The sequence below is a fragment of the Mycobacteroides franklinii genome, assembly GCF_002013895.1.
Classification (GTDB): domain Bacteria; phylum Actinomycetota; class Actinomycetes; order Mycobacteriales; family Mycobacteriaceae; genus Mycobacterium; species Mycobacterium franklinii.
In genome coordinates this window covers 17903-40182 of the sequence record NZ_MAFQ01000016.1, presented here as the reverse complement: position 1 = coordinate 40182, position 22280 = coordinate 17903, and the positions used below count along the sequence as shown (strand labels likewise).

The window sequence follows — 22280 nt, the reverse complement described above, 5'->3', positions numbered from 1 at the left end:
GACCCCGTGGATGCCCCTACCCTCACCCTGCTGCTGGCCGCTGCCTCCGCCGCCGGCTGGGTCGACGCGGTGGTGGGCGGCGGCGGCCTCGTCCTCATCCCGGTGCTCATGCTCGTGTTTCCCGGGATGGTGCCCGCCACCGCGTTGGGGACCAACAAACTCACCGCACTGTCCGGCACTGCGTCGGCGGCCATTCGGCTCTTCCCCCGAACACCGCTGAACTGGCGTGCGCTGGCCGCAGCCTTCGTCGTCGCGGCGGCTTTCTCCAGTGCCGGCGCCTACACCGCCTCGCGACTACCGGTGTCCGTCTTCAAACCGGTGGTGCTGGTGCTGCTGGTGGCGGTGGGGGTGTTCGTCGCGACACGTCCCCGGTTCGGCACCGCCGAGCACAGCTCCACGCGCACGAGGGCCACCACGTTGACCGCGCTCGCCGTGGCCGCCGTCGTCATCGCCTTCTACGACGGCATCATGGGCCCGGGCACGGGGACCTTCATGATCATCACGTTGACTGCCGTCGCCGGGATGACGTTCCTGGAAAGCTCGGCCACCGCCAAGGTGCTCAACTCGGGCACCAACGTCGGGGCGCTCATCGTCTTCGCCGCCCAGGGCCATGTGTTGTGGCTGCTGGGCCTGGCCCTTGGCGTCGCGAACATCGTCGGCGCCCAGCTGGGCGCGCATATGGCGCTCGGGCGTGGGGCTGGTTTTGTCCGCGTGGTGCTGCTGGCGGTCGTCGTGGTGATGGTGGGCAAGCTCGGCTACGACATGCTCGGCTGACGCCGGCGGTCTCAGCTGTTGCGGCCCGCCCACCATTCCCGCAGCGCCTCGATCGCTTCGTCGTGGTCCAGCGGGCCCCGCTCCACGCGGAGTTCCTTCAAGAATCGCCAGGCCTGCCCCACGATCGGCCCGGCCGGCACGCCCAGCAACTCCATGATCTCGTTGCCGTCGAGGTCGGGTCGCACCCGGGCCAGATCCTCCTTGGCCGCCAGCTCCGCGATGCGCTCTTCGAGCCCGTCATAGTTGGCCTGCAGCCGCGCCGCTCGCCGTTTGTTGCGCGTCGTGCAGTCCGCACGCACCAGCTTGTGCAGCCGCGGCAACAACGGCCCGGCATCGGTCACGTACCGGCGCACCGCCGAGTCGGTCCACGTCCCATCGCCATATCCATGAAATCGCAGATGCAGATACACCAGCTGCGATACGTCCTCGACCATCTGCTTGGAGTACTTGAGGGCACGCATCCGCTTGCGCACCATCTTGGCTCCGACGACCTCGTGGTGGTGGAAGCTCACCCCGCCACCATCCTCGTGTCGACGGGTGGCCGGCTTACCGATGTCGTGCAGCAGGGCCGCCCAGCGCAACACCAGATCGGGGCCGTCGTCCTCGAGATCCACCGCCTGCTCCAGCACCGTCAGCGAGTGCCGGTACACATCCTTGTGCTGGTGATGTTCGTCGATGGTCAGCTGCATCTCGCCGACCTCGGGCAGCGCCACCGCGCCCAGTCCGCTGTCCACCAGCAGATCGATTCCGGCGACCGGATGCGCACCCAGGATCAACTTGTCCAGCTCGGCCTGCACGCGTTCGGCGGTGATGCGGCCCAGCTGCTCGGACATCGCATGCAACGCCTCGAGCACCCGCGGTGCCACCGTGAAGCCCAGCTGGGAAACGAAACGCGCTGCCCGCAGCATGCGCAGCGGGTCATCGCCGAACGAGATCTCCGGAGCCGACGGGGTATCCAGTACCCCGGCGCGCAGCGCTTCCAGGCCGTTCAGCGGGTCACAGAACTCCCCGGGCCCCTCCGGACCGATCTTGACCGCCATCGCGTTCACGGTGAAGTCCCGGCGCACCAGATCGCCCTCGAGGCTGTCGCCGAACACCACCTCGGGGTTACGCGACTGCTGGTCATAGCTGTCACTGCGGAAGGTGGTGATCTCGACCCGCTGCCCCTTGCGGGACACCCCGATGGTGCCGAACGCGATACCGGTGTCCCAGATGGCCTCGGCCCACCCAGTCACCAATTCCTGCACCTGTTCCGGGTGCGCATCGGTGGTGAAATCCAGATCGGAGCCCAACTTGCCCAGCACGGCGTCGCGGACACTGCCGCCCACCAGATACAGGGTGAAGCCCGCGGAATCGAAGAGGGCGCCCAACTCCGCGAGCATCTTCTTGTGCCGGTTCAGGGTCACCACAGCGGTGACCAACAGTTCGGCGGTCGGTATCGATTCGGGCACGTCGGGCAGCCTACCGGCGCGTATCGCAAGGGCTCTCAGTAGCGGGAACTACTATCACATGGGTGTCTGACTCCTCCGGCGGTTCCCGCACGGGTGGGTCGTCGGACGAGCCCAACGGCTCAGCGCGCGGCAGGGGGTCGCGCCGCGGTCGGCGCAACCGATCGCAGGGTCGTGCACAGGGCCGGGCGCAAGGCGCCAATACTCCGGCGGCCTCCCCTGCCGCTGGGGCTCCCCATGCGACAAACGGGACCAACGGCCCCACCGGAAAAGGCCGCGGGCACGTCAAGGGCCGCGCCGCGAGCGCCTCACTGCGTACCGTGCGCGAAACCTCGGCCGGCGGCCTGGTCATCGCCGGAATCGACGGACCAAAGGACGGTCAGGTAGCGGCCCTCATCGGGCGGACCGACCGGCGCGGCCGGATGTTGTGGTCGCTCCCCAAGGGTCATATCGAACAGGGCGAAACCGCCGAGCAGACCGCCATCCGCGAGGTGGCCGAGGAGACCGGCATCCGCGGCAGCGTGCTCGCCGCGCTCGGCAGCATCGACTACTGGTTCGTCACCGAGGGCCGGCGCGTGCACAAGACCGTGCACCACTATCTGATGCGCTCGCTGGGTGGTGAACTGTCCGATGACGACGTCGAAGTCACCGAGGTCGCCTGGGTTCCGCTCGATGAGCTGCCCACCCGCCTGGCCTACGCCGACGAGCGACGACTGGCCGAAGTGGCCGGTGACCTCATCGACAAGTTGCATGCAGGCGGACCTACCGCTCTACCTCCATTGCCTCCCTCCACGCCACGACGCCGTCCTCAAACGCACTCCAGCACGCGTAGGACACCGGGCCGGCGATCCGGGCGCGGACAGCAGCAATGACCCGACCCACGCATCGCAACGCGACGCGTGTGGCGGCAGTACTTGCCGTCCTCGCGCTTGTCCTGCTCATCGCGCCGTGGTCCGCACCGCGCGCCCAGGCCTACCACGACGGACAGTTCCTCAAGGTCGTCATCGACGAGGTCAATCCACAAACAGTGACCACCGTCGACTCGACGGTGACCGTGCGCGGCACGGTGGCCAATGTCGGTGACCGTCCCGTCACCGATGTCGTGGTGCGCCTGGAGCGGGCCGATGCCGTGACCGCCAGCTCCGATCTGCGCGCCAATCTGCATGGCCACCACGACCAGTACCGGCCCGTCGGGGAGTTCGTCACCGTTGCGGGCACGCTGGAACAGGGGCAGCAGCGTCCCTTCACCCTCGCCTTCCCGCTGCGCGGGGATGCCGGGCCGAACTGGAACATCGACACACCCGGGGTGTATCCGGCCCTGGTGAACGTCAACGGCACCCCGGACTACGGTGCCGCCGCGCGGCTCGATGACGCCCGTTTCCTGCTCCCGGTGCTCGGGGTGCCACCGCCCAGTGGTGCCGCCGCCGAACCCGAGGTCGCTCCCGACACCTCCCGCCCGGTGGGTCTGACGCTGCTATGGCCCCTGGCCGATCGTCCGCGACTGGCACCCGGCCAGCCCGGTGGGCCGGCCCCGGTACGGCTGCTCGACGATCAGCTGGAACGCTCACTTTCTGCCGGCGGCCGGCTGGATGCGCTGCTGGGTGCCCTCGAGTTCGCCACCGAGCCGGCCGTCGACCCCAAGGGCGATCTGGCACGCACGGTCTGCGTGGCGGTCGACCCCGATCTGCTGGTGACCGTCAACGAGATGACACAGAACTACCAGGTTCTCGACAACGCGGCCGACCCCGCGGGCCCCGTGCATCCCGGCACCGGGCAGGGACTGGCCACCGCGTGGCTCGACCGGCTGCGTGCCATGGCCAAGCACACCTGTGTCACCCCGCTGCCCTACGCGCAGGCGAGTCTGGACGCGGTCGCCCAGATGGCCGACGACGGCCTGGCCCATCAAGCCACCACCGGCGCCGCCGATGTGCTCGACCAGATTCTGGGAATCGCCAGCCTGCGGGGCGCCACCCTCCTCGGCGACAGCCACCTCTCGACGGCGGGCATCAACCTGCTCACCGCACAGGGCCCCACCGTCGCGGTGTCCCCCCTGCCGTCGGTTCAGGAAACACCCCCCGATTTCAATCCGCGCCGGGTATCCGCCACCGTGGTGGCCGCACCCTTCGACCCCTCGGTGGGAGCCGCACTGAGCGCTGTCGGCCGAACACCCACCACCCCCGATTACGTGTCCCCATCACTTCGCTTTGCACTACAACATGATTCGCGGGTCGCACGCATGCAGGACGCGCTCGGGGCGATGGCCTGGCAGGCACTCACGCCCCAGCAGACCCCCCGTCAAACGATTCTGCTGCCGAATGCCACCTGGGATCTGTCCGACGGCGAAGCCCGCGCGATCCTGTCGACCACATCCACGCTTCTGCATGCTGGGCTTGCGATACCGCGCCCGCTGCCGACAGTCATCGGCGAGGCGCGCGCCGGTGCCCAGCCCAATCCGGTGGACTCCGCGTTCGGCGTGGATCCACAAGATTCCGTGGATGACTGGGTGTCTCAAGGGCTGGGTGATGAGGTTCGCCGACTGTGGGGACTCACCGCGGCGTTGACGGTGGACGCCCGCACCGGCCTCACCGGTGCCCAATACACCGATCCGCTGCGCCAAGACACCCTGCGCGCGGTCAGCCAAAGCGTCCCCGCGGATGCCCGGGACGACACCGCACGCGAACGACTGGCCGCCATCCGGCGCACGGTCGGTGATCTATTCAATGCGGTCACCGTCGTCAATCCGGGTGGTTCCTACACCATGGCCACTGAACACAGCCCGCTACCGTTGGTGCTGCGCAACGAACTCCCGGTGCCGATCCGGGTCACCCTGCGGGTCGAGACACCCGCCGGCATGAGCGCGACAGACGTTGGTGTACAAGAGATTCCACCCGGATTCCTACCGGTGAAGGTGCCCGTGGAGGTAAACGTGTCGCAGCGTATGGCGGTGGACGTCACGCTGCACACGCCCGACGGGCTGCCCCTGGGTGATCCGGTGCGCCTGTCCGTGCACTCCAATGCATACGGCAAGCCGCTGTTCTTCATCACCATCAGCGCGGCCACGGTGCTCTTCGCCTTGACCGGTCGGCGTCTATGGCATCGGTTCCGCGGTCAGCCCGACCGCGCCGATCTGGACCGTGACGATGAACCACCCACGACCGGAAGAGGCCCGCAGTGGCAGCCGTGAGGAAGCCGCTGGATCCGTTACCCGATCCCGAGTTCGACGACACGATCGAGGAACTGTCCGACGCCGCCGTCGTCGCCCACTCCGGCTCGATGGCGGTGGCCACCCTGGTCAGCCGGATCACCGGCTTCATCAAGCTGCTGTTGATCACCGCGGCGCTCGGCGCCGCATCCGCGAGCGCGTTCTCCACGGCCAACCAGCTGCCCAACATCATTGCGGCGCTGGTACTTGAGGCCACCTTCACCGCTATCTTCATCCCGGTACTCACCCGCGCGGAACGCGAGGACGCCGACGGCGGCCAGGCATTCGTCCGCAAGCTGCTGACCATCGCCGCCACCGTGCTGTTGGTGACGACGGTGCTCTCCGTGCTGGCTGCGCCCTTGTTGGCCGCGCTCATGCTCGGTGGCGATCCCAAGGTCAGCACGCCACTCACCACCGCGCTGGCGTATCTGCTTCTCCCCCAGATCTTCTTCTACGGGTTGTCGTCGGTATTCATGGCGATTCTCAACACCCGCGACGTGTTTGGTCCGCCCGCGTGGGCCCCGGTGTGGAACAACGTTGTGGCGATCCTCACCCTGATTCTGTACTGGCTGATGCCCGGTGAACTGACCCTCAACCCGACACGGATGAGCGATCCGAAACTCCTGGTGCTGGGCATCGGCACCACCCTCGGCGTCGTGACCCAGGTCCTGGTGTTGGTCCCGGCGATCCGCCGTCAACACATACCCATGCGCCCGCTGTGGGGACTTGACGACCGCCTCAAACAGTTCGCCGGGATGGCGGCCGCCATGGTGGCGTACGTGACAATCAGCGACATCGGGTTCGTCGTGGTAAATCGGATCGCCGCCGGCGCAGCCGATTCCGGCCCCATCATCTACAACCAGACCTGGATGATCCTGCAGCTGCCCTACGGGGTCGTCGGCGTAACAATCCTCACCGCGATCATGCCCCGGCTCAGTCGCAACGCCGCCGCCGAAGACGTGCCCGCCGTGGTCGGCGACATGTCCTTGGCCACCCGGCTGACGATGACGGTGCTCATTCCCGTGGTGGCGGTGATGACCGTCTGCGGGCCCGCGATGGGTCCCGCACTATTCGCGTACGGAAACTTCAGCCTCGCCTCGGCCCGTTATCTGGGGCTCTCCATTTCACTGTCGTCCTTCACCCTCATCGCATATGCCCTTGTGCTACTCCAACTTCGGGTGTTCTACGCGCGTCAGGAGGCGTGGACGCCCACGTGGATCATCATCGTGATCACCACGGTGAAGATCATCGCCTCAGTCATCGCCCCGCACCTGACCGACGATCCCGACCTGGTTGCCGGGTATCTGGGCGCGGCCAACGGTCTGGGATTCGTCGCGGGTGCCGTCTGCGGATATCTGTTGTTACGCCGCAGCCTGGGGCGCGAGGCCGCGTCACTCGTCGGTTCGGACGTGGCCCGCACGGTGCTGCTCACCCTTGCCGCCTCGGCGACCGCCGCCGCGGTCGGTCTGGGTATCGACCGGGGCTTCGGCCTGGATCTACTCACCCAACGCGGGGGTGGCCTTGGTTCGATTCTGCGGTTGGCCATCCTCGGCATCGTCATGCTGATGGTGACCTTCGCCGTCATGGTCGCCGTCAAGCTCCCCGAGGCCCTCAGTGTGGTCTCCATGCTGCAGCGCCGTCTCGGTGGTCGCCTCGGGGTGGCCGCCCAAGATCACGCTTCGGTCATCGGCAACTCTCCCGTGCCATCCCTGCCGTACCCTGATTCGGGTGATCGAGTCGGCGGCAGCGATGCTGTGGACTCGACAACCGCAAACAAACCAGCGCTTGGGGGCAGTGCTGATACGAGAAAGGGCAGGGCTGTGACCGACACCCCGGGGTCATCGACCCGGCCTGTTCCCACCCGGTCCCCGTCCACGGGCCTAGTGCCCACCTCCGTGATGCCCGGCGCCAGCATCGCCAGCGGTCGTTACCGGCTGCTCACGTCGCACGGTGGCCCGGACGGACTGCAGTTCTGGCAGGCCACCGATACCGAACTCAATCGACCGGTGGCGCTCACCATCATCGACGGCGCCCTCTTCACCTCCGACCAGGTGCAGGACATCCTGTCGAACACCTTGCGACTCAGCAAGATTGGGTCACCGGGCCTCGCCCGCGTGTTGGACGCCGTGCATGAGGGCTCCGGTGGCATCGTCGTCGCCCAATGGGTCCGCGGGGGTTCACTGCGCGAGGTCGCCGAGACCGAGCCTTCCGCCGTGGGCGCCGCCCGCGCGGTCCGGTCCCTGGCCGAGGCCGCTGACGCGGCGTTCGAGGCCGGCACGGCGCTGAGCATCGACCATCCCGATCGGGTGCGCATCAGTATCGACGGTGACGCGGTGCTCGCATTCCCCGCCACCCTGTCGTCGGCCAGCGCGGACGAGGACGTGAACGGTCTTGGCGCCGCTCTCTATGCGCTGACCACACGCCGCTGGCCGCTGGCCGAGACCGGTCAGCCGAGCGGGCTCGCCGCGGCCAACCGTGCTCCGGACGGACGGCCCGTCGAGGCCCGGGTCATCGTCCCCACGGTGCCCGCCGAGATCTCCGCCGTGACCTCCCGCGCGCTGGGCGACGATCCTGGATCCGCCTCCGACCTGCTCGACGGCCTGGAGTCGGCCATCGCGAGCGTGGATCACACCACCATGCTCGAACCCGCCGCTGCCGCACCCACCCAGGCGCTCGATGTCGACCGTCGCCAGGGGTTTGCGGGCCCGCGAGCCGCTGCCGATGACGAGGACTACGACGACCTCGACGACGAAGATCCGGAGGAGGCCGCCCGCCACCGCAAGATCTTCCTGATCGGGCTGGGTGTGGTGGGCGTTCTCGTCATCTCGCTGTGCATCGCGCTGGGCGTCTGGGTCACGCGCATATTCGGCGACGTCGGGCCCCTCGACAAGATCAACATCGGCATCGGATTGCCGACCCAGTCCTCCAGCGGCGAGACGGCCAAGCCAGGTAGCCCGGCCAAGATCGTGCAGGCGACCGTGTTCCCCCCGGGTCCTGACGCAGATCAGCCCGGCAAGGCGAGTCTGGCGATCGATGGCAACGCTTCCACGTCGTGGACCACCGACACGTACACCCAAGCTGATCCCTTTCCAGACCTCTTCAAGCCCGGTGTCGGCCTGTTACTGGATCTGCAGTCCGCGAGTGCCCTGAGCAGCGTCACGATCGAATCGCACAGTGTCGGAACGCAAGTGCAGATCCGATCCGCCGACTCCGCCACACCGGGCTCGCTCAGCGACACCAAGGAGATCTCGGCGACCGCCACGCTGCAGCCCGGCAAAACAACGATTCCCATCACCAGCAGCTCACAGGTCTCCCATGTGCTGGTGTGGATCAGCAAGCTGGGCTCCACCAACGGCGATCACCATGCGGAGATCGGCGAAATCACGGTCTCGACTGCTTCCTAGCTGCATGATCGTCTGCTAGGCGACGGGTTACCGAATGGGTTTCAGTACCGATCCACAGATTTGACCCTATATTTTTCGCGGTAGTTGAAACCCGATGGCAACCATAAATTGGGGCGCTGAACTGCGGTTCATGTTGTTCAGTTACGCATATCGCCGTTACTGATTGTTGAAAATTGTATAACAGTTTGCTGTGGGGCCTTCTGTTGGTCGACGGCACCCACCATTTTTGATTACTGTGCGCGTGTGGGCATGGTTCAGGGGGTTCTCGCCGCTCCTCAACACTCGGACGCCGAGCTGTTGGCTGCCCACGTCGCCGGCGACCCCTCGGCTTTCGAACAGCTGTTCCGTCGGCACCATCGTCGCCTCTACCGACTCGCCCGGGCCACCAGCCGCACCCCTGAGGATGCCGCCGATGCGCTCCAGGAGGCGATGCTGTCGGCCCACCGCGGAGCTGCCAATTTCCGCAACGACGCCGCCGTCACCAGCTGGCTGTACCGGATCGTCGTGAATGCCTGTTTGGACCGTATGCGCCGGAACAAGGCCCACAGCCCGATCGAGCTCGAAGAGGACGTCTACACCCTCGAAGACCCCTCGACCAATGTCGACACCTCGATCGTCATCCAGAAGGCCCTGCTCCGGCTACCCGCCGAACAGCGTGCCGCGGTCATAGCGGTCGATATGCAGGGATATTCGGTGGCCGATGCCGCTGAGCTGCTCGGTGTGCCCGAAGGCACGGTGAAGAGCCGTTGTGCACGCGCACGTGCACGCCTGGCTGTCGCCCTGCATTACCTGGACAAGGCCGGCTCGGTCGAACCGGAAACAATCGATTACTAACCGTGTATCACCACGTCACGATCCGCCTACGAATTAGGCAACGGTCGTGGCGGGCGGTAGCTGGATACGGGAACAATGGACACAAATGGTCAGCAGCAAGCCGGGCGGTTCCGATGACGAAGGTAACCTCGACAAGGTGAACCTCGCCGAGGTGCCGCTTTCACTCGAGGTCTTGGCCGACCTCCACTCCGACGTCTACGACGCCGGCGATTCTGGCGTGCTTCGGCAACGCGCAGACCAAGATCCGGACGCGCGTCAGACACTGGCGGCCCTCGACCGGGTACGTGCCGATCTGGCGGCCTGGCTGGACAGTCCGGCGCCCGAGGCACCCGAGTCCGTCGTCGACGACATCGTTGCCGCATTGCGCGCGGAGTCGGCCCAGTCCACGTTGCCCGCAGTAGCTGCGAATGCCGTACGGCCCGCCGACGTCAGCCACAATCTGGTCACCGGTCCGGTCCCGCTCGACCATCGCCGACGCCCCGCGGCAAAGCGTCGCTGGCTCGCATACTCCGGCGCAGGATTGGCGGCCGCCGCGTGCGTTGCCGTCGCCATCACCGTGGTGGCCCAGAACAACCACCGCGCCGCGAACACCACCGCCACCGTGGCGGGGCCCTCGCTGTCCCAGCAGATCGCCCCCAGGACGCCCGCGCCCGCGGCGCCGGAACTACCCGCGCAGAGCGCACTGGGGCAGACTCCCTTCCCGCTGTCCGGGAATGAGATCACCGCACTCGTGGGCCGCACACCCGCGTTCGGCGAGCTCGACAATGCTGCCCGGCGCGCCTCCTGCCTTACCGGTCTCGGCTTCTCCGCGTCCACGCCGGTCCTCGGCGCGCAGACTCTGGATATCGAGGGCCCGGCCGTGCTGATGGTGCTCCCCGCCGGGCGCCCGGGTGAACTACTGGCGGTGGCGGTGCGCCCCGGGTGTAGCGAGTCCGATCCGCAGCGCGTGGCCCAGACCCGTATCGGCGCGACACCGAGCCCATAGAAGGCCCATAGAAGGCCCATAGAAAGGCCGGTGGAAGGCCGGTGGAAGGCCGACAGAAACCCGGTGTAAAGCAGTCCAACCTCGCTATCGCCCACCGCCCGCCCAGCGTGGAACATCCCGCTCTAGGCTGTTGTTTTAGCATTCGCATGGCCCTGTTCGATCAGGGAATCAGATCGCCTCAGAAGGGAAGCGCATGTCTCAGGCTCCGTCGACCGGGACCGAATCGGATGTCCACGAGCTCATCATCATCGGCTCCGGACCCGCTGGGTACACCGCGGCGGTCTACGCGGCCCGCGCACAACTCAAGCCGATCGTGTTCGAGGGCACGCAGTTTGGCGGCGCCTTGATGACCACTACCGAGGTAGAGAACTACCCCGGTTTCCGCGAGGGAATCATGGGCCCCGACCTCATGGACCAGATGCGCGAACAGGCCATCCGCTTCGGTGCCGACCTGCGCACCGAGGACGTTGACGAGGTGTCCCTGCAGGGCCCCGTGAAGACCGTCACCGCGGGTGGCGAGGTTTACCGTGCTCGGGCCGTCATCTTGGCCATGGGCGCCGCACCGCGGTACCTGGGGGTTCCCGGCGAGGACACCCTGCTGGGCCGCGGCGTGAGCTCCTGCGCCACCTGCGACGGATTCTTCTTCAAGGATCAGGACATCGCGGTCATCGGCGGCGGTGATTCCGCGATGGAAGAAGCGACCTTCCTCACACGGTTTGCCCGTAGTGTCACGCTCATCCACCGCCGCGACGAGTTCCGCGCCTCCAAGATCATGCTGGAGCGCGCGTACGCCGACCCCAAGATCAAGGTCCTGACCAATACCAAGATCATCGGGGTCGAAGGCACCGACTCGGTGACCGGACTCAAGCTCGAGAACACCCTCACCGGTGAGGCCTCGCAGCTGCCGATCACAGGTATGTTCGTCGCCGTCGGCCATGACCCCCGTAGCGAACTCGTGAAGGATATCGTCGACGTCGATCCCGACGGCTACGTGCTAGTGCGCGATCGCAGCACCTACACCTCACTGGAGGGCGTCTTCGCCGCCGGAGACCTGGTGGACCGCACCTATCGTCAGGCCGTTACCGCCGCCGGAAGTGGTTGTGCCGCAGCCATCGACGCCGAGCGGTGGCTTGCCGAAACTGCGCATTCCCAGACCCTCATTGAGGCCTAGTCTCAACTGCCACCCATCAAAGGAGAATCATGAGCGACCACGCAACCGTTACCGTCACCGACGACTCGTTCCAGGATGATGTCGTTTCCAGCAACAAGCCAGTGCTGGTGGATTTCTGGGCGACCTGGTGCGGACCCTGCAAGATGGTGGCCCCCGTACTGGAGGAAATCGCCAAGGATCACGGTGACGCGCTGACCATCGCCAAGCTCGATGTCGACGCCAATCCGGAGACCGCCCGTGCGTTCCAGGTGACCTCGATCCCCACCCTGATCCTGTTCCAGAACGGCGAGGCAACCAAGCGGATCGTCGGCGCCAAGAGCAAGTCGGCGTTGCTGCGTGAGCTCGACGGAGTCGTCTAACCGGCCCAACACCGGTCGGCTGACAGGGCCGAGAGTTTCGCTCATCGCGTAGGCATCTGAGACAATATTGCTGTCCGGACGACGGGCAGCAGCTGCCGGCGTCGGTAGCAGTACGGATTCCTCACATACGGCTGCGAAAGGCGGAGTATGACGACAGGCGCGTCGAACATTCGCCACGGCGATCGAGGCCCGGCCGTCACCGAGGTGCGCGAGGTACTGACCGCGCTCGGGTTCCTCGAGGACCTCGACGAGGTGTTGGCGACCGGTCGGCACGTCGTCGTGGATCGCTTCGATGCGACGCTCCACGACGCCGTGCGAGCGTTTCAGCAGCGCCGAGGCCTCCTCGTCGACGGAATCGTCGGCCCCGCGACCTACCGCACGCTCAAAGAGGCTTCCTACCGGCTCGGTGCCCGCACGCTCTTTCATCAGTTCTCCGCGCCGATGTACGGCGACGATGTGGCCACCCTGCAGAAGCGTCTGCAGGATCTGGGCTTCTACACCGGCCTGGTCGACGGCAACTTCGGCCTGCAGACCTACAACTCACTCATGTCGTACCAGCGGGAGTACGGACTCACCGCCGACGGCATCTGCGGACCGGAAACGCTGCGCTCCTTCCAATTATTGGGACGCCACGTCACCGGCGGGTCCGCGCACGCGATCCGTGAGACCGAACACGTCCGCAATGCCGGCCCGCAATTGTCGGGCAAGCGCATCGTCATCGATCCCGGCCTCGGAGGCGCCGACCGCGGCCGCATCGTACCGGGACGGGAAGGCCCCACCAGCGAGGCAGATATCTTGTGGGACTTGGCCAGTCGCCTCGAGGGGCGCATGACCGCCATCGGTATGGATACCTACATCTCGCGCGCCATCCAGAACAACCCCACCGATATCGAGCGGGCCACCTACGCCAACAACGTGGGCGCCGACCTGATGATCAGTCTGCGCTTCGACTCGCAGCCCACCGTGGCAGCCAGCGGAGTCGCGTCCTACCACTTCGGCAATCTGCACGGCTCCGTGTCCACCATCGGCCACATGCTGGCCGACTTCATTCAGCGAGAAGTGGCTGCCCGCACCGGATTACGTGACTGTCGGGCGCATGGCCGCACGTGGGATCTGCTCCGTCTCACCCGGATGCCCACCGTGCAGGTGGATATCGGGTACATCACCTCGCCGAATGATGTCTCCATTCTGAGCGCCGCCCACTACCGCGACGTGATGGCGGAGTCGATTCTGGCCGCAGTCAAACGCGTGTACCTGCTCGGCAAGAACGACCGGCCCACCGGAACCTTCACCTTTGACGAGCTTCTGGCGCACGAGTTGTCGGCCGGAAGCTAGTTTTTAGGCGTCCCCCGCGTTCGCGCCGCTTTCGTCACAGTGACGTGTCATGCACCTCGATAGCGTCGGCCGGGCAGATACGTGCGGCGGCCGCCGCTCCCTGTGCTTGCGCTTCGGACAGCGTCGCCGTCAGCAAGGGCACCGCGGTACCGTCCGCATCCGCACCGAACAGATCTGGGTGTTGCGCAACGCAGTACCCCGAACCCATGCAGAGGTCTTGATCGACAGTCACGATTGAACCGCACGACGGCACGCTCACGATCGTGCCGTCGTCAATGTCACGGGCAGGCCACCGTCGAGAGTCACCGAGAAATTGAAGTGGTGCTTTGGTTTCCAGCACTCCGGTAGCTCCAAGCGGTACCGCTGAAAGATGATCGCCAGCAGGAACTGTGCATTCATGTACGCCATGCCCGTACCGAGGCAGTGGTGCCTGCCCGAACCAAAGGGCATGAACGCCAACCGCGGACGATCTTTGGTCGCTGCCTCGTCCAGGAAACGGTTCGGGTCGTACACGTCGGGCTCGGGCCACCATCTAGGATCCCGATGCATCGAGTACAGCGAGGGCCCGACGATGGTGTATCGCGGAATGAAGTACCCGCCTATGACGTCGTCTTCCATCGCGAACCGCGGATTGAGCGGATGGCCCTGCAGCCTTTGGCCCTCATCGAAACATGCTCTTGCCCAGGCCAATTTAGGCAAGTCCTCCGGTGTGGGTATCGCACCGTGCAAGGAATCCACCTCCGCGTACAGCCGCCGGAGATGCTCGGGGTACGCAAGCAACAACGCAAGTGTCCACGACAGTGATGCCACGACCGTCTCGTACCCACCCGCCATCAGAATCATCAGCTCCATGCTGAGATCTCGTTCCGAGAGCGGACTTCCGTCGTCGTAGGCGGCTTCCAACAACAGGCTCAACAGATCCGGTGTCTCGACCGGATTCGTGCGGCGCTCCTTGATCAACCGCCGCGTCAATCGCCACAGCCTCCACATGGAGCGCGGTGCCGACTCCCGTCCGGGCAGCGGAATGAGAGCGGGCCGTGGACTCATCAGTGTCACCGATGCCATCAAGGACATGAAAGTCCTTAAATCAATATCGGTTTCATGTATCTCGCGCTCCGTGATCGACGACGAGAACATCGCGCGCAAGAATGCCGGTAATGTCACCTGCGCGATGGCGTGCTGCATATCCACGACATGTCCGGTATCCGCCCATCGCGCCCATCCGTCGACTCGCCGCACGAACTCGTCGGCGATAACCTCGGCGACTCGCGCCAGGTGACGCCGGCCGAACATCGGCATCAGCATGCGGCGCCGCTGCCGGAACTTGTCACCCTCCAGCATCGGGATCGCCGCGCCGATCATGCCCATCGCCGCCTGACCCGGCCCGATCATGCTGTACCGGCCCACCGGGTCATCCATCACCTGGCTCGCGTAGTCCGGGTGATTCACCACGACGATGCCGCCGCCGAGCGGGAACGGCACCCGATATACATCGCCGAATTCCCTTGTGCAGCGTCGAAAGAACTCGAACGGTTCACGCCGCATCTCCGGCACGCTGCCCACGATCGGATGACCAACCGGGCCGGGTGGGATGAGCGCCGGACTCCCGACGCCCCGGGCGATGCTGGAAGCCAGCGGAATCCCTCCGCGGGTAATCCACCACGGGTCCCGTCCCCGCGATGCGAATCTTCCATGCGTTTTGGCAATTTCGTTGACCTCGTGGATGGTCGGGTTCATGGGCAACGGCCCCCACTCCCCTGCCAATAGGCGCGGTAGGCCTGCAGCCACTGCGGGACTTTGAATTCCAGTGCTGGCCGGGGGACCAACCGGACAGGTTCCCGTGGGCTGCTTTCCTGGAAGACCGGTCATGCTGCGGTCACCGGCTGTCGGGCGGCGATCCGCACCGGACCCAGTACCTTCGCTCCCACCTCGTCGCGGTATCGCTGACACGTCGGTGAACACGCGACGATACAGACGGCCAGTAGGTTCAGGCCCGTGGATAGGGCTGCCAGAACCCAGGCCGGCACCGGCGCGAGCCCCAGGTGAATCGCAAAGTAGTTCGGCAGCGTACACATGATGGTGTACGCCAGATACGCACCGGGAGCGACGAATAGGACTGCAGCCCAACGATATCCGCGCATATGCGGACGTATCACGGCCAGTACCCACGCGATCATCACCAGGAATCCGCCGTTTTGCACCAGGCTCGGCAACGGCACCCCGAAGACCAGCGCGTTGTTGCTGTAGTACTTCATCAAGCCGAAGTGACTGTTGACCATTTCACCTATGCATTCGGCAATCCCGAATACCAATGCGAAGACGATGAGCGTCCAAGCAGCCCAACCCTTCTTGATCATTTCGTACACAATCAGCGCTGTCGGCGCGGTACCCACCCACACCAGGGGCACGAATATCGGCAACGGCCGTTCGGCGATGGTGACGTAAGGCAGGGCATTGGTCATGTACGTGGTGGCGCCGATGACATCGAGCCACGGTTCAACGAAATACGGCAGGATCGTCACGCCGCTGAGCATGATGAGCCAATACATCAGCGCGTCTTCGTGCTTGCGGGCCGTCATCCAACCCACCCATACGAGCGAAATCGCCAGGCAGGCAACAAGTACCGCGACCACGGTCCATGCCCACCAGGACTCCCCGTGAATCACCGGTGGTAGACCCCACTCCGCTCCTGCGCTCAACCGTGTCATCACCCGTGTCCTTTCACCGTCGTTTGACGGTCTACTCGGACACTAATGTCTAGTTTGAGAATAAGTCAATCATTTCGAGACAAACCATTCCGTTAAGCGACGCTTGTCATCGCCGGCGCCCGTGTCGACTATTCTCAGCCGCATGGAGGACCCCTCGGAACCGCCGATCCGGATGGTGGATCGGCAGCGGGCTCGGCGCAGTGAGCTTGTCAAAGAAGAGGTCGTTGACGCCGCCCTCGCTGAGTTCTCTGAGCGGGGCTATCACCAGACATCGATTGCACATATCGCAGAGCGGCTCGGCACCGGTCACTCGATGTTCTATCGATACTTCACCAACAAGCGCGACATCCTCGAACACGTAGTGCAGCACGCGACACAACGCACCATCGAGACACTCAGCCGCACATTGCCGGGCCACATCACATCCCTAGACGAATTCCATGATTTTGCAGTCAATCTCGGTCTCGCCTACATCGGATTGGTGGTCGACGACCCTCGGCTCTCACGCCTGTTGCTGCAACAGGGTGCCGCCGTGGATGCGGAGATGACGGCCCAGTTCTGCGGTGTATTCGATGCTGGCGCTTCGGTTCTCGCCGGTCTACTACGCGACGGCATCCAATCCGGCTACGTCCGAGCGGATATCGATATCGAGGCCGTTGCCGATTCGGTGGCCGGCATTCCGTTGGGCATCCTGGCACGCTACGGACACGAACCCGATCAGGACATTCTGGCGGCCCGGGTCCGCGCCACCGCCGATCTCGTATGTCGGGGAATCGCCCCCTAAAGGGAATACACCCCCTGGGCTCGACGTTTTTGGCCGCTGTGAACACTTTCACCATCGGCGAAGCGACCATCACTCAGCTCACCGAACTGGACGTGTGGCCCATCACGCCACGCCACTGGTATCCGGCTCTCACCGATGAGCAGCTCGCGGTGGCCCAAGCTACGTACACGCCGTCCGCCGTTTCCGAAGACGGTGCTGAGCTCATCTTCGCGATACACAACTACGTCATCGAGCTCGGTGGCACGGTGGTGGTCGTCGATACCTGCTCGGGCAACCACAAGAACCGGCCGCTGTTTCCCGACCTGCACATGCTCGACACCGACTACCTGACTCGGCTCAAACAAGCCGGGTACGCCCCCGACGACGTCGACATCGTCGTCAACACTCATCTCCATCTGGACCACTGCGGATGGAACACCCGTCTGACCGATGGCACATGGCAACCGACCTTCGCCAACGCCCGGTATCTCTTCCACTCCACCGAGCTCAATTACATTCGGGCCCAGTGGGAATCGGCCCCCATTGAGCAATGGCAAGATAACGGGGGCTGGGTCTACCAAGACAGCATTCTGCCGGTCCTGGAATACGCGTCACACGAATTCCTCGAACCCGGGCAGCTTCTCCACTCCCACCGCGCCACGCGCATCAGCGCGCTCGACGCGACCGGGCACACACCAGGACATATCGCTATCGAGGTCAGCACACCGGACACCGGCGTGATCATCGCCGGTGATGCGCTCCACCACCCCATGCAGGCGCAGTTTCCGGAACTACCCTTCTATGCCGACGCGGATCCCGTCGCTGCCACCGCTACCCGTCGCGCCCTGCTCGAGCGCTGCGCCAACGAAAACCTGAAGCTCCTCACCGCCCATTTTCCGGCACATCGTCCGCTGGGTGTCCGCCGCAGCGGTAGCGGATTTGCCTGGGACGGCTCGCTGGCGATGGCATAAGCACACCAATCCCGTTGTCCCACCTCTAGAACGCGGCGCCCACCACCGGACCGGCCCCGGCCGGCTGTGGAATCTGCACGGATTCCAGGAGTCGCTCCAAGGCGGCCTCGACCTCTGCCTTCCATCCGAGCCCGCTATCAAGCTCCAACCGCAGTCGAGGGAAATGCTGATGCGGCGCAACGACCGTGAAGCCAACATCCTTCAAGAAATTCACGTCGATCATGCACTGCTCGATCGTGCACTCCCCCAATACGTCAGCCGCTTCGGAATTCCTCGCCAACGACCCCTCACACATTTCCAGCGCCTCGCTGGTCCGACCGAAGGCCTCCAGCGCACGCACACCGCGACGTACCAACTCGGCGACCACATTGGCGACGATGCTGTGCGGCAGGCCGTCTGACTCATGACCCGGCTCTACCCCGAGCGAGGTCAACAGAATCGCGTCGGCGCTCACCGGTCCCGTCGGGAACAGTCGCGCGCGCGGTACCACCCCGGGCGGCGCATACAACGCGTACCCCGCGGTGGTCGGCCGAGACTGTGGACCGGTCACCGCCACCTGACCGCATGACCCCCACTCGAGCATGACCATCGACAGCCACGCTTCCTTCTCGAATTCGGGATCCGACAGGTGCTGACTATCACCGACGGTGGCAGGGTCCACTTCCCAGAAGACACACCGCCGGGCATGCTTGGGCAACTGCTCGAAACCATCGAGCCGCAAAGGAACGATCCGAGCCGACACTGGTCTAGTACGCCTCCACGTCAGGTCAACATGGTGCGCGGCACGCCTCATGCGTCCGGCAACCCTTCAAGGATATGCGAAATTTCTGGTTTGGCACCCGGCAGCTGGGTCACGATCCCTCGAAACCGCCGTCGTCACCACAACCGCACCGACGCTTGCCTCGCGGAACCGAAAGTGCTTAGTTACCAACTGCTTTCATGGCGACGAACGATTTCGTCGGGTTTCACGTCACAGTGACGTTTCTCCCCTGTGGGCTAGGACGTTGCCTCGCCGGACATCAAATCGACAATTCGCTGCAAATCGTCGACCGAGCCGAACTCGACAACGATCTTGCCCTTACGCTTGCCGAGGCTCACCGTCACGCGGGTATCGAAGGTGCCCGACAGCCGCTCGGCGACATCCTGCAGACCGGGCATCTGGATCGGCTTGCGCCGCGGCGCCGGCTTCGGGGCGTCACTGCGGTTAGCGAGGGTCACTGCCTCCTCAGCAGCACGCACCGACATCCCCTCGGCGACGATCCGTGCGGCCAACTCTTCCTGTGCGCCGGCTCCGCCCTCGAGAGCGAGCAGGGCGCGCGCATGGCCAGCCGACAGCACGCCCGCCGCGACTCGGCGCTGCACGGCGATGGGGAGCCGCAGCAGTCGGATCATGTTGGAGATCACCGGTCGCGACCGGCCGATGCGGGTAGCCAGTTCCTCGTGGGTGACGTCGAACTCGTCGAGAAGCTGTTGGTAGGCGGCCGCCTCTTCCAGAGGATTCAGCTGCGCCCGATGGATGTTCTCCAGCAGCGCATCGCGAAGCAGGTTGTCGTCCGCCGTCTCCCGCACGATCGCCGGGATGGTTTCGAGGCCCGCCTCCTGAGTGGCGCGCCAACGCCGCTCCCCCATGACGAGCTGATAGTCGCCGCCGTCCACCATCCGCACCACGATCGGCTGCATCACACCGAACTCACGGATCGAATGAACCAGCTCGGCAAGTGCCTCTTCATCGAACACCTGGCGCGGCTGCTTGGGGTTCGGCTTAATGGCGGTCACCGGGATCTCGCGATACACCGCGCCGATATCAGCGGACGGTGCGGCCACCGCCGCGGCCGCGGGGCCGCCACCGATGACGACATCTGCCGCCGCGTCACCCAAACGTGGGCCCGAGGGTGCGGCCGAGCCGTCGACTGGAGCGGTCGGAATGAGCGATGCCAGCCCCCGGCCGAGGCCGCCCTTACGCCGTGATGGTGGCGACTGACTCATCGGTTACTTCTCCCTTTTCGCATCCGCTCGGCACACGTGATCATTTTCCCGCAGCGCACCCGGCTCATTGCGGATCACTCGCCGACGGGCTTGGCCGCTGCGCAAGTTCGCGGGCAGCATCCAGATAGCTCAGCGCGCCACGTGAACCCGGGTCGTACTCCAGGACGCTGGTCCCGTATCCGGGCGCTTCGGAGACCTTGACGCTGCGCGGGATGACCGAGCCCAGCACCTTCGGGCCGAAGTGGCTACGCACCTCATCCGCCACCTGATCGGCGAGCTTGGTCCTGCCGTCGTACATGGTCAGCAGAATCGTCGACACATGCAGGGCGGGATTCAGGTGAGCCTGGACGAGCTCGATGTTGCGTAGCAACTGCCCCACTCCCTCCAGTGCGTAGTACTCGCATTGGATGGGGATCAGTACTTCGTTGGCGGCGACGAGCGCGTTGACCGTCAGCAGACCTAGCGACGGTGGGCAATCAATGAAGACGAAATCGAAGGCGTCGGCCGGCAGCCCGGCGATCGCCGAGCGCAGCCGTCCTTCCCGGGCGACCATCGAGACCAACTCGATCTCGGCACCGGCGAGATCGATCGTCGCGGGGACACAGAACAGATGCTCGCTCTGCGGGCTGGACTGAATCGCGTCCTTGATCGGGATCTCACCGAGAAGTACCTCATACGACGACGGGGTGCCCGCCCGGTGATCGGCACCCAGCGCAGTGCTTGCGTTGCCCTGCGGATCGAGGTCGATCACCAGAACGTTGAGCCCCTGCATCGCCATCGCCGCCGCCAGATTCACGGCGGTCGTGGTCTTGCCGACGCCACCCTTCTGGTTGGCAATCGTCAGCATCCGACGATGCGCTGGCTTGGGGAGTCGGACCGACCCCTGCTTCAGTTGGGTCGCGCGCTGAGCCGCCGCGCCGATCGGAGTCTCTGACTCCACGAAGTCCGTCGACGACCGGTGGCCGTCACTCGCCGCGCCGGTTTCACGTGAAACATCGTCGCTTCTCACTGTCGTCTCCTTGATCGGATGCTCATCGGCTCCGCCGTCGCGAACCGCCGCGGGAGCTTCCCCGCCGACGGTCTCCGTCGCATTCTTTCCGCCGCGCGACCACCACCGTGGTGGGCGAATCGAGGTACCGCGTGCCACACTGCACCACCCTCACGTCATCGGCGCCGAGCGGACCCAGCGCACTACCGTACTGCTGTACTTCTTCGTCAGCGCGATCACCTTTGATCGCCAACATCCGTCCGCCGATCCGCGTCAAGGGAAGGGACCAGCGGGCGATCTTGTCCAGTGCCGCGACTGCCCGGGACGTCACTGCGTCCGCTCCACCAACCTCGGCGATGACACCGGGCTCCTCGGCCCGGCCCCTCACCACCGATACGTTGGCCAGCCCCAGCCGCTCAATCATTTCACGAAGGAACTCGGTGCGACGGAGCATCGGCTCGACGAGAACGATATGGACGTCCGGGCGCGCGATGGCTAAGGGAATACCCGGCAGCCCCGCGCCGCTCCCGACATCAATGACTCGCTCCCCGGCGTCCAGTAGCTCGCCTAGGACAGCGCTGTTGAGGATGTGGCGCTCCCACAATCGGCCGGCTTCGCGGGGTCCGATCAGACCTCGCTCCACACCGATTGTGGCAAGCGCCTCGACGTACTCGACCGCGACCGAGAGCCGCTCACCGAACACCTCGGCAGCGGCCTCCGGCACCGGGAGGGTCTCGTCGTGTTTCACGTGAAACATTCCTCCCGGAGCGCGGCCACAGAATTACATGGATGAGATTTGGAGTTGTCAGTCGTGCAGGACGACCACGCGACGCGACGGCTCCACGCCCTCGCTCTCGCTGTGCACGCCATCAACGGCCGCGACCGCGTCGTGCACGATCTTGCGCTCGAAGGGAGTCATCGGGGCGAGCTCCTCGCGCTCTCCGGACTCCAGCACCTGCTTGGCGATCTTGGTACCCAACGCCGCGAGCTCGTCGCGACGACGGCCCCGCCAGTTGGCGATGTCCAGCATCAGCCGGCTGCGCTCACCGGACTTCTGCTGAACCGCGAGGCGGGTCAGCTCCTGCAGTGCATCGAGCACCTCGCCCTTACGGCCGACGAGCTTCGTCAGGTCGCCGCCGCCGTCGATGCTGACGATCGCCCGGTCGCCCTCGACGTCCAGGTCGATATCGCCGTCGAAGTCGAGGAGATCCAGGAGCTCCTCGAGGTAGTCGCCGGCGATCTCGCCCTCTGCCACCAGACGCTCTTCGAGATCGGCCGTACGCGGCTCGGTCTCGGGTGCGGCGTCGGTCTCGGCCGTGGTCTCTTCGGCTTGAGTGTCCAGATCGGTCATC

20 protein-coding genes are annotated in these 22280 nt (G+C 65.3%); 11 read left to right on the top strand and 9 right to left on the bottom strand.

The window, feature by feature from the left end; all coding sequences use genetic code 11:
• Positions 1–27: 27 nt before the first annotated feature.
• Complete coding sequence (locus B4393_RS23245; protein ID WP_078336201.1) at positions 28–774, top strand: TSUP family transporter; 747 nt, start codon at positions 28–30, stop codon at positions 772–774.
• An 11-nt stretch (positions 775–785) separates the two neighbouring features.
• On the opposite strand, the gene B4393_RS23240 is transcribed toward B4393_RS23245, so the two are convergent.
• Entirely contained in the window at positions 786–2225 is a 1440-nt protein-coding gene (locus B4393_RS23240; RefSeq protein WP_078336151.1) for a CCA tRNA nucleotidyltransferase, read from the bottom strand.
• A gap of 62 nt (positions 2226–2287) precedes the next feature.
• On the opposite strand from B4393_RS23240, the gene B4393_RS23235 reads away from it, so the two are divergent.
• The 8 genes from B4393_RS23235 to B4393_RS23200 all read left to right on the top strand — a co-directional run bounded on the left by B4393_RS23235 (position 2288) and on the right by B4393_RS23200 (position 13512).
• Positions 2288–3094, top strand: coding sequence for an NUDIX hydrolase (locus B4393_RS23235; protein WP_109558585.1), 807 nt, complete (start codon positions 2288–2290; stop codon positions 3092–3094).
• Positions 3091–5406, top strand: a complete 2316-nt coding sequence (locus B4393_RS23230) for a DUF6049 family protein (protein ID WP_078336150.1) — start codon at positions 3091–3093, stop codon at positions 5404–5406. The genes B4393_RS23235 and B4393_RS23230 overlap by 4 nt, the downstream gene beginning before the upstream one ends.
• On the top strand, positions 5394–8828 hold the full coding sequence (locus B4393_RS23225; RefSeq protein WP_078336149.1) for a murein biosynthesis integral membrane protein MurJ: 3435 nt from the start codon (positions 5394–5396) through the stop codon (positions 8826–8828). Before B4393_RS23230 ends, B4393_RS23225 begins: the two co-directional genes overlap by 13 nt.
• 249 nt (positions 8829–9077) lie before the next feature.
• Complete coding sequence (gene sigM / locus B4393_RS23220; protein WP_070937683.1) at positions 9078–9662, top strand: RNA polymerase sigma factor SigM; 585 nt, start codon at positions 9078–9080, stop codon at positions 9660–9662.
• Positions 9663–9747: 85 nt separating this feature from the next.
• On the top strand, positions 9748–10647 hold the full coding sequence (locus B4393_RS23215) for a hypothetical protein (RefSeq protein ID WP_078336148.1): 900 nt from the start codon (positions 9748–9750) through the stop codon (positions 10645–10647).
• 193 nt (positions 10648–10840) lie between these two features.
• Positions 10841–11818, top strand: coding sequence for a thioredoxin-disulfide reductase (gene trxB / locus B4393_RS23210; protein WP_078336147.1), 978 nt, complete (start codon positions 10841–10843; stop codon positions 11816–11818).
• A 29-nt stretch (positions 11819–11847) separates the two neighbouring features.
• Complete coding sequence (gene trxA / locus B4393_RS23205; protein WP_070911559.1) at positions 11848–12177, top strand: thioredoxin; 330 nt, start codon at positions 11848–11850, stop codon at positions 12175–12177.
• A gap of 147 nt (positions 12178–12324) precedes the next feature.
• A complete protein-coding gene (locus tag B4393_RS23200; RefSeq protein WP_078282196.1) occupies positions 12325–13512 on the top strand; it encodes an N-acetylmuramoyl-L-alanine amidase in 1188 nt (395 codons plus the stop codon).
• A gap of 34 nt (positions 13513–13546) precedes the next feature.
• Here B4393_RS23200 and B4393_RS23195 read toward each other — a convergent pair whose 3' ends face one another.
• Genes B4393_RS23195 through B4393_RS23185 form a run of 3 tightly spaced genes read right to left on the bottom strand, consistent with a single transcriptional unit; the run spans position 13547 to position 16220 of the window.
• Positions 13547–13771: a ferredoxin gene (locus tag B4393_RS23195; RefSeq protein ID WP_078336146.1), complete on the bottom strand. Its 225-nt coding sequence runs from the start codon at positions 13769–13771 to the stop codon at positions 13547–13549.
• Positions 13768–15381, bottom strand: coding sequence for a cytochrome P450 (locus B4393_RS23190; protein WP_078336145.1), 1614 nt, complete (start codon positions 15379–15381; stop codon positions 13768–13770). Before B4393_RS23190 ends, B4393_RS23195 begins: the two co-directional genes overlap by 4 nt.
• Complete coding sequence (locus B4393_RS23185) at positions 15378–16220, bottom strand: hypothetical protein (protein ID WP_078336144.1); 843 nt, start codon at positions 16218–16220, stop codon at positions 15378–15380. Before B4393_RS23185 ends, B4393_RS23190 begins: the two co-directional genes overlap by 4 nt.
• Positions 16221–16362: 142 nt before the next feature.
• Here B4393_RS23185 and B4393_RS23180 point away from each other — a divergent pair, with 142 nt between their 5' ends.
• Together B4393_RS23180 and B4393_RS23175 are read left to right on the top strand one after the other, a co-directional pair.
• Complete coding sequence (locus B4393_RS23180) at positions 16363–17004, top strand: TetR/AcrR family transcriptional regulator (RefSeq protein ID WP_078282192.1); 642 nt, start codon at positions 16363–16365, stop codon at positions 17002–17004.
• Positions 16983–17954 (top strand): MBL fold metallo-hydrolase, encoded by a 972-nt coding sequence (locus tag B4393_RS23175; protein WP_078336143.1) that lies wholly within the window; start codon positions 16983–16985, stop codon positions 17952–17954. The genes B4393_RS23180 and B4393_RS23175 overlap by 22 nt, the downstream gene beginning before the upstream one ends.
• 25 nt (positions 17955–17979) lie before the next feature.
• On the opposite strand, the gene B4393_RS23170 is transcribed toward B4393_RS23175, so the two are convergent.
• The 5 genes from B4393_RS23170 to B4393_RS23150 form a co-directional block, all read right to left on the bottom strand.
• Positions 17980–18696 carry an acetyltransferase gene (locus B4393_RS23170; RefSeq protein ID WP_070937676.1) on the bottom strand — a complete coding sequence of 239 codons (717 nt, stop codon included), beginning with the start codon at positions 18694–18696 and terminating at the stop codon, positions 17980–17982.
• Between the two features lie 254 nt (positions 18697–18950).
• The gene (locus tag B4393_RS23165) at positions 18951–19940 is read right to left on the bottom strand and encodes a ParB/RepB/Spo0J family partition protein (protein ID WP_078336142.1); all 990 of its coding nucleotides are present in this window, start codon (positions 19938–19940) and stop codon (positions 18951–18953) included.
• A 64-nt stretch (positions 19941–20004) separates the two neighbouring features.
• Entirely contained in the window at positions 20005–20880 is an 876-nt protein-coding gene (locus tag B4393_RS23160; protein WP_272818824.1) for a ParA family protein, read from the bottom strand.
• A 91-nt stretch (positions 20881–20971) separates the two neighbouring features.
• Positions 20972–21685: a 16S rRNA (guanine(527)-N(7))-methyltransferase RsmG gene (gene rsmG, locus B4393_RS23155; protein ID WP_078336140.1), complete on the bottom strand. Its 714-nt coding sequence runs from the start codon at positions 21683–21685 to the stop codon at positions 20972–20974.
• Positions 21686–21733: 48 nt separating this feature from the next.
• Positions 21734–22279, bottom strand: a complete 546-nt coding sequence (locus B4393_RS23150; protein WP_070937672.1) for a Jag family protein — start codon at positions 22277–22279, stop codon at positions 21734–21736.
• Position 22280: the final 1 nt, after the last annotated feature.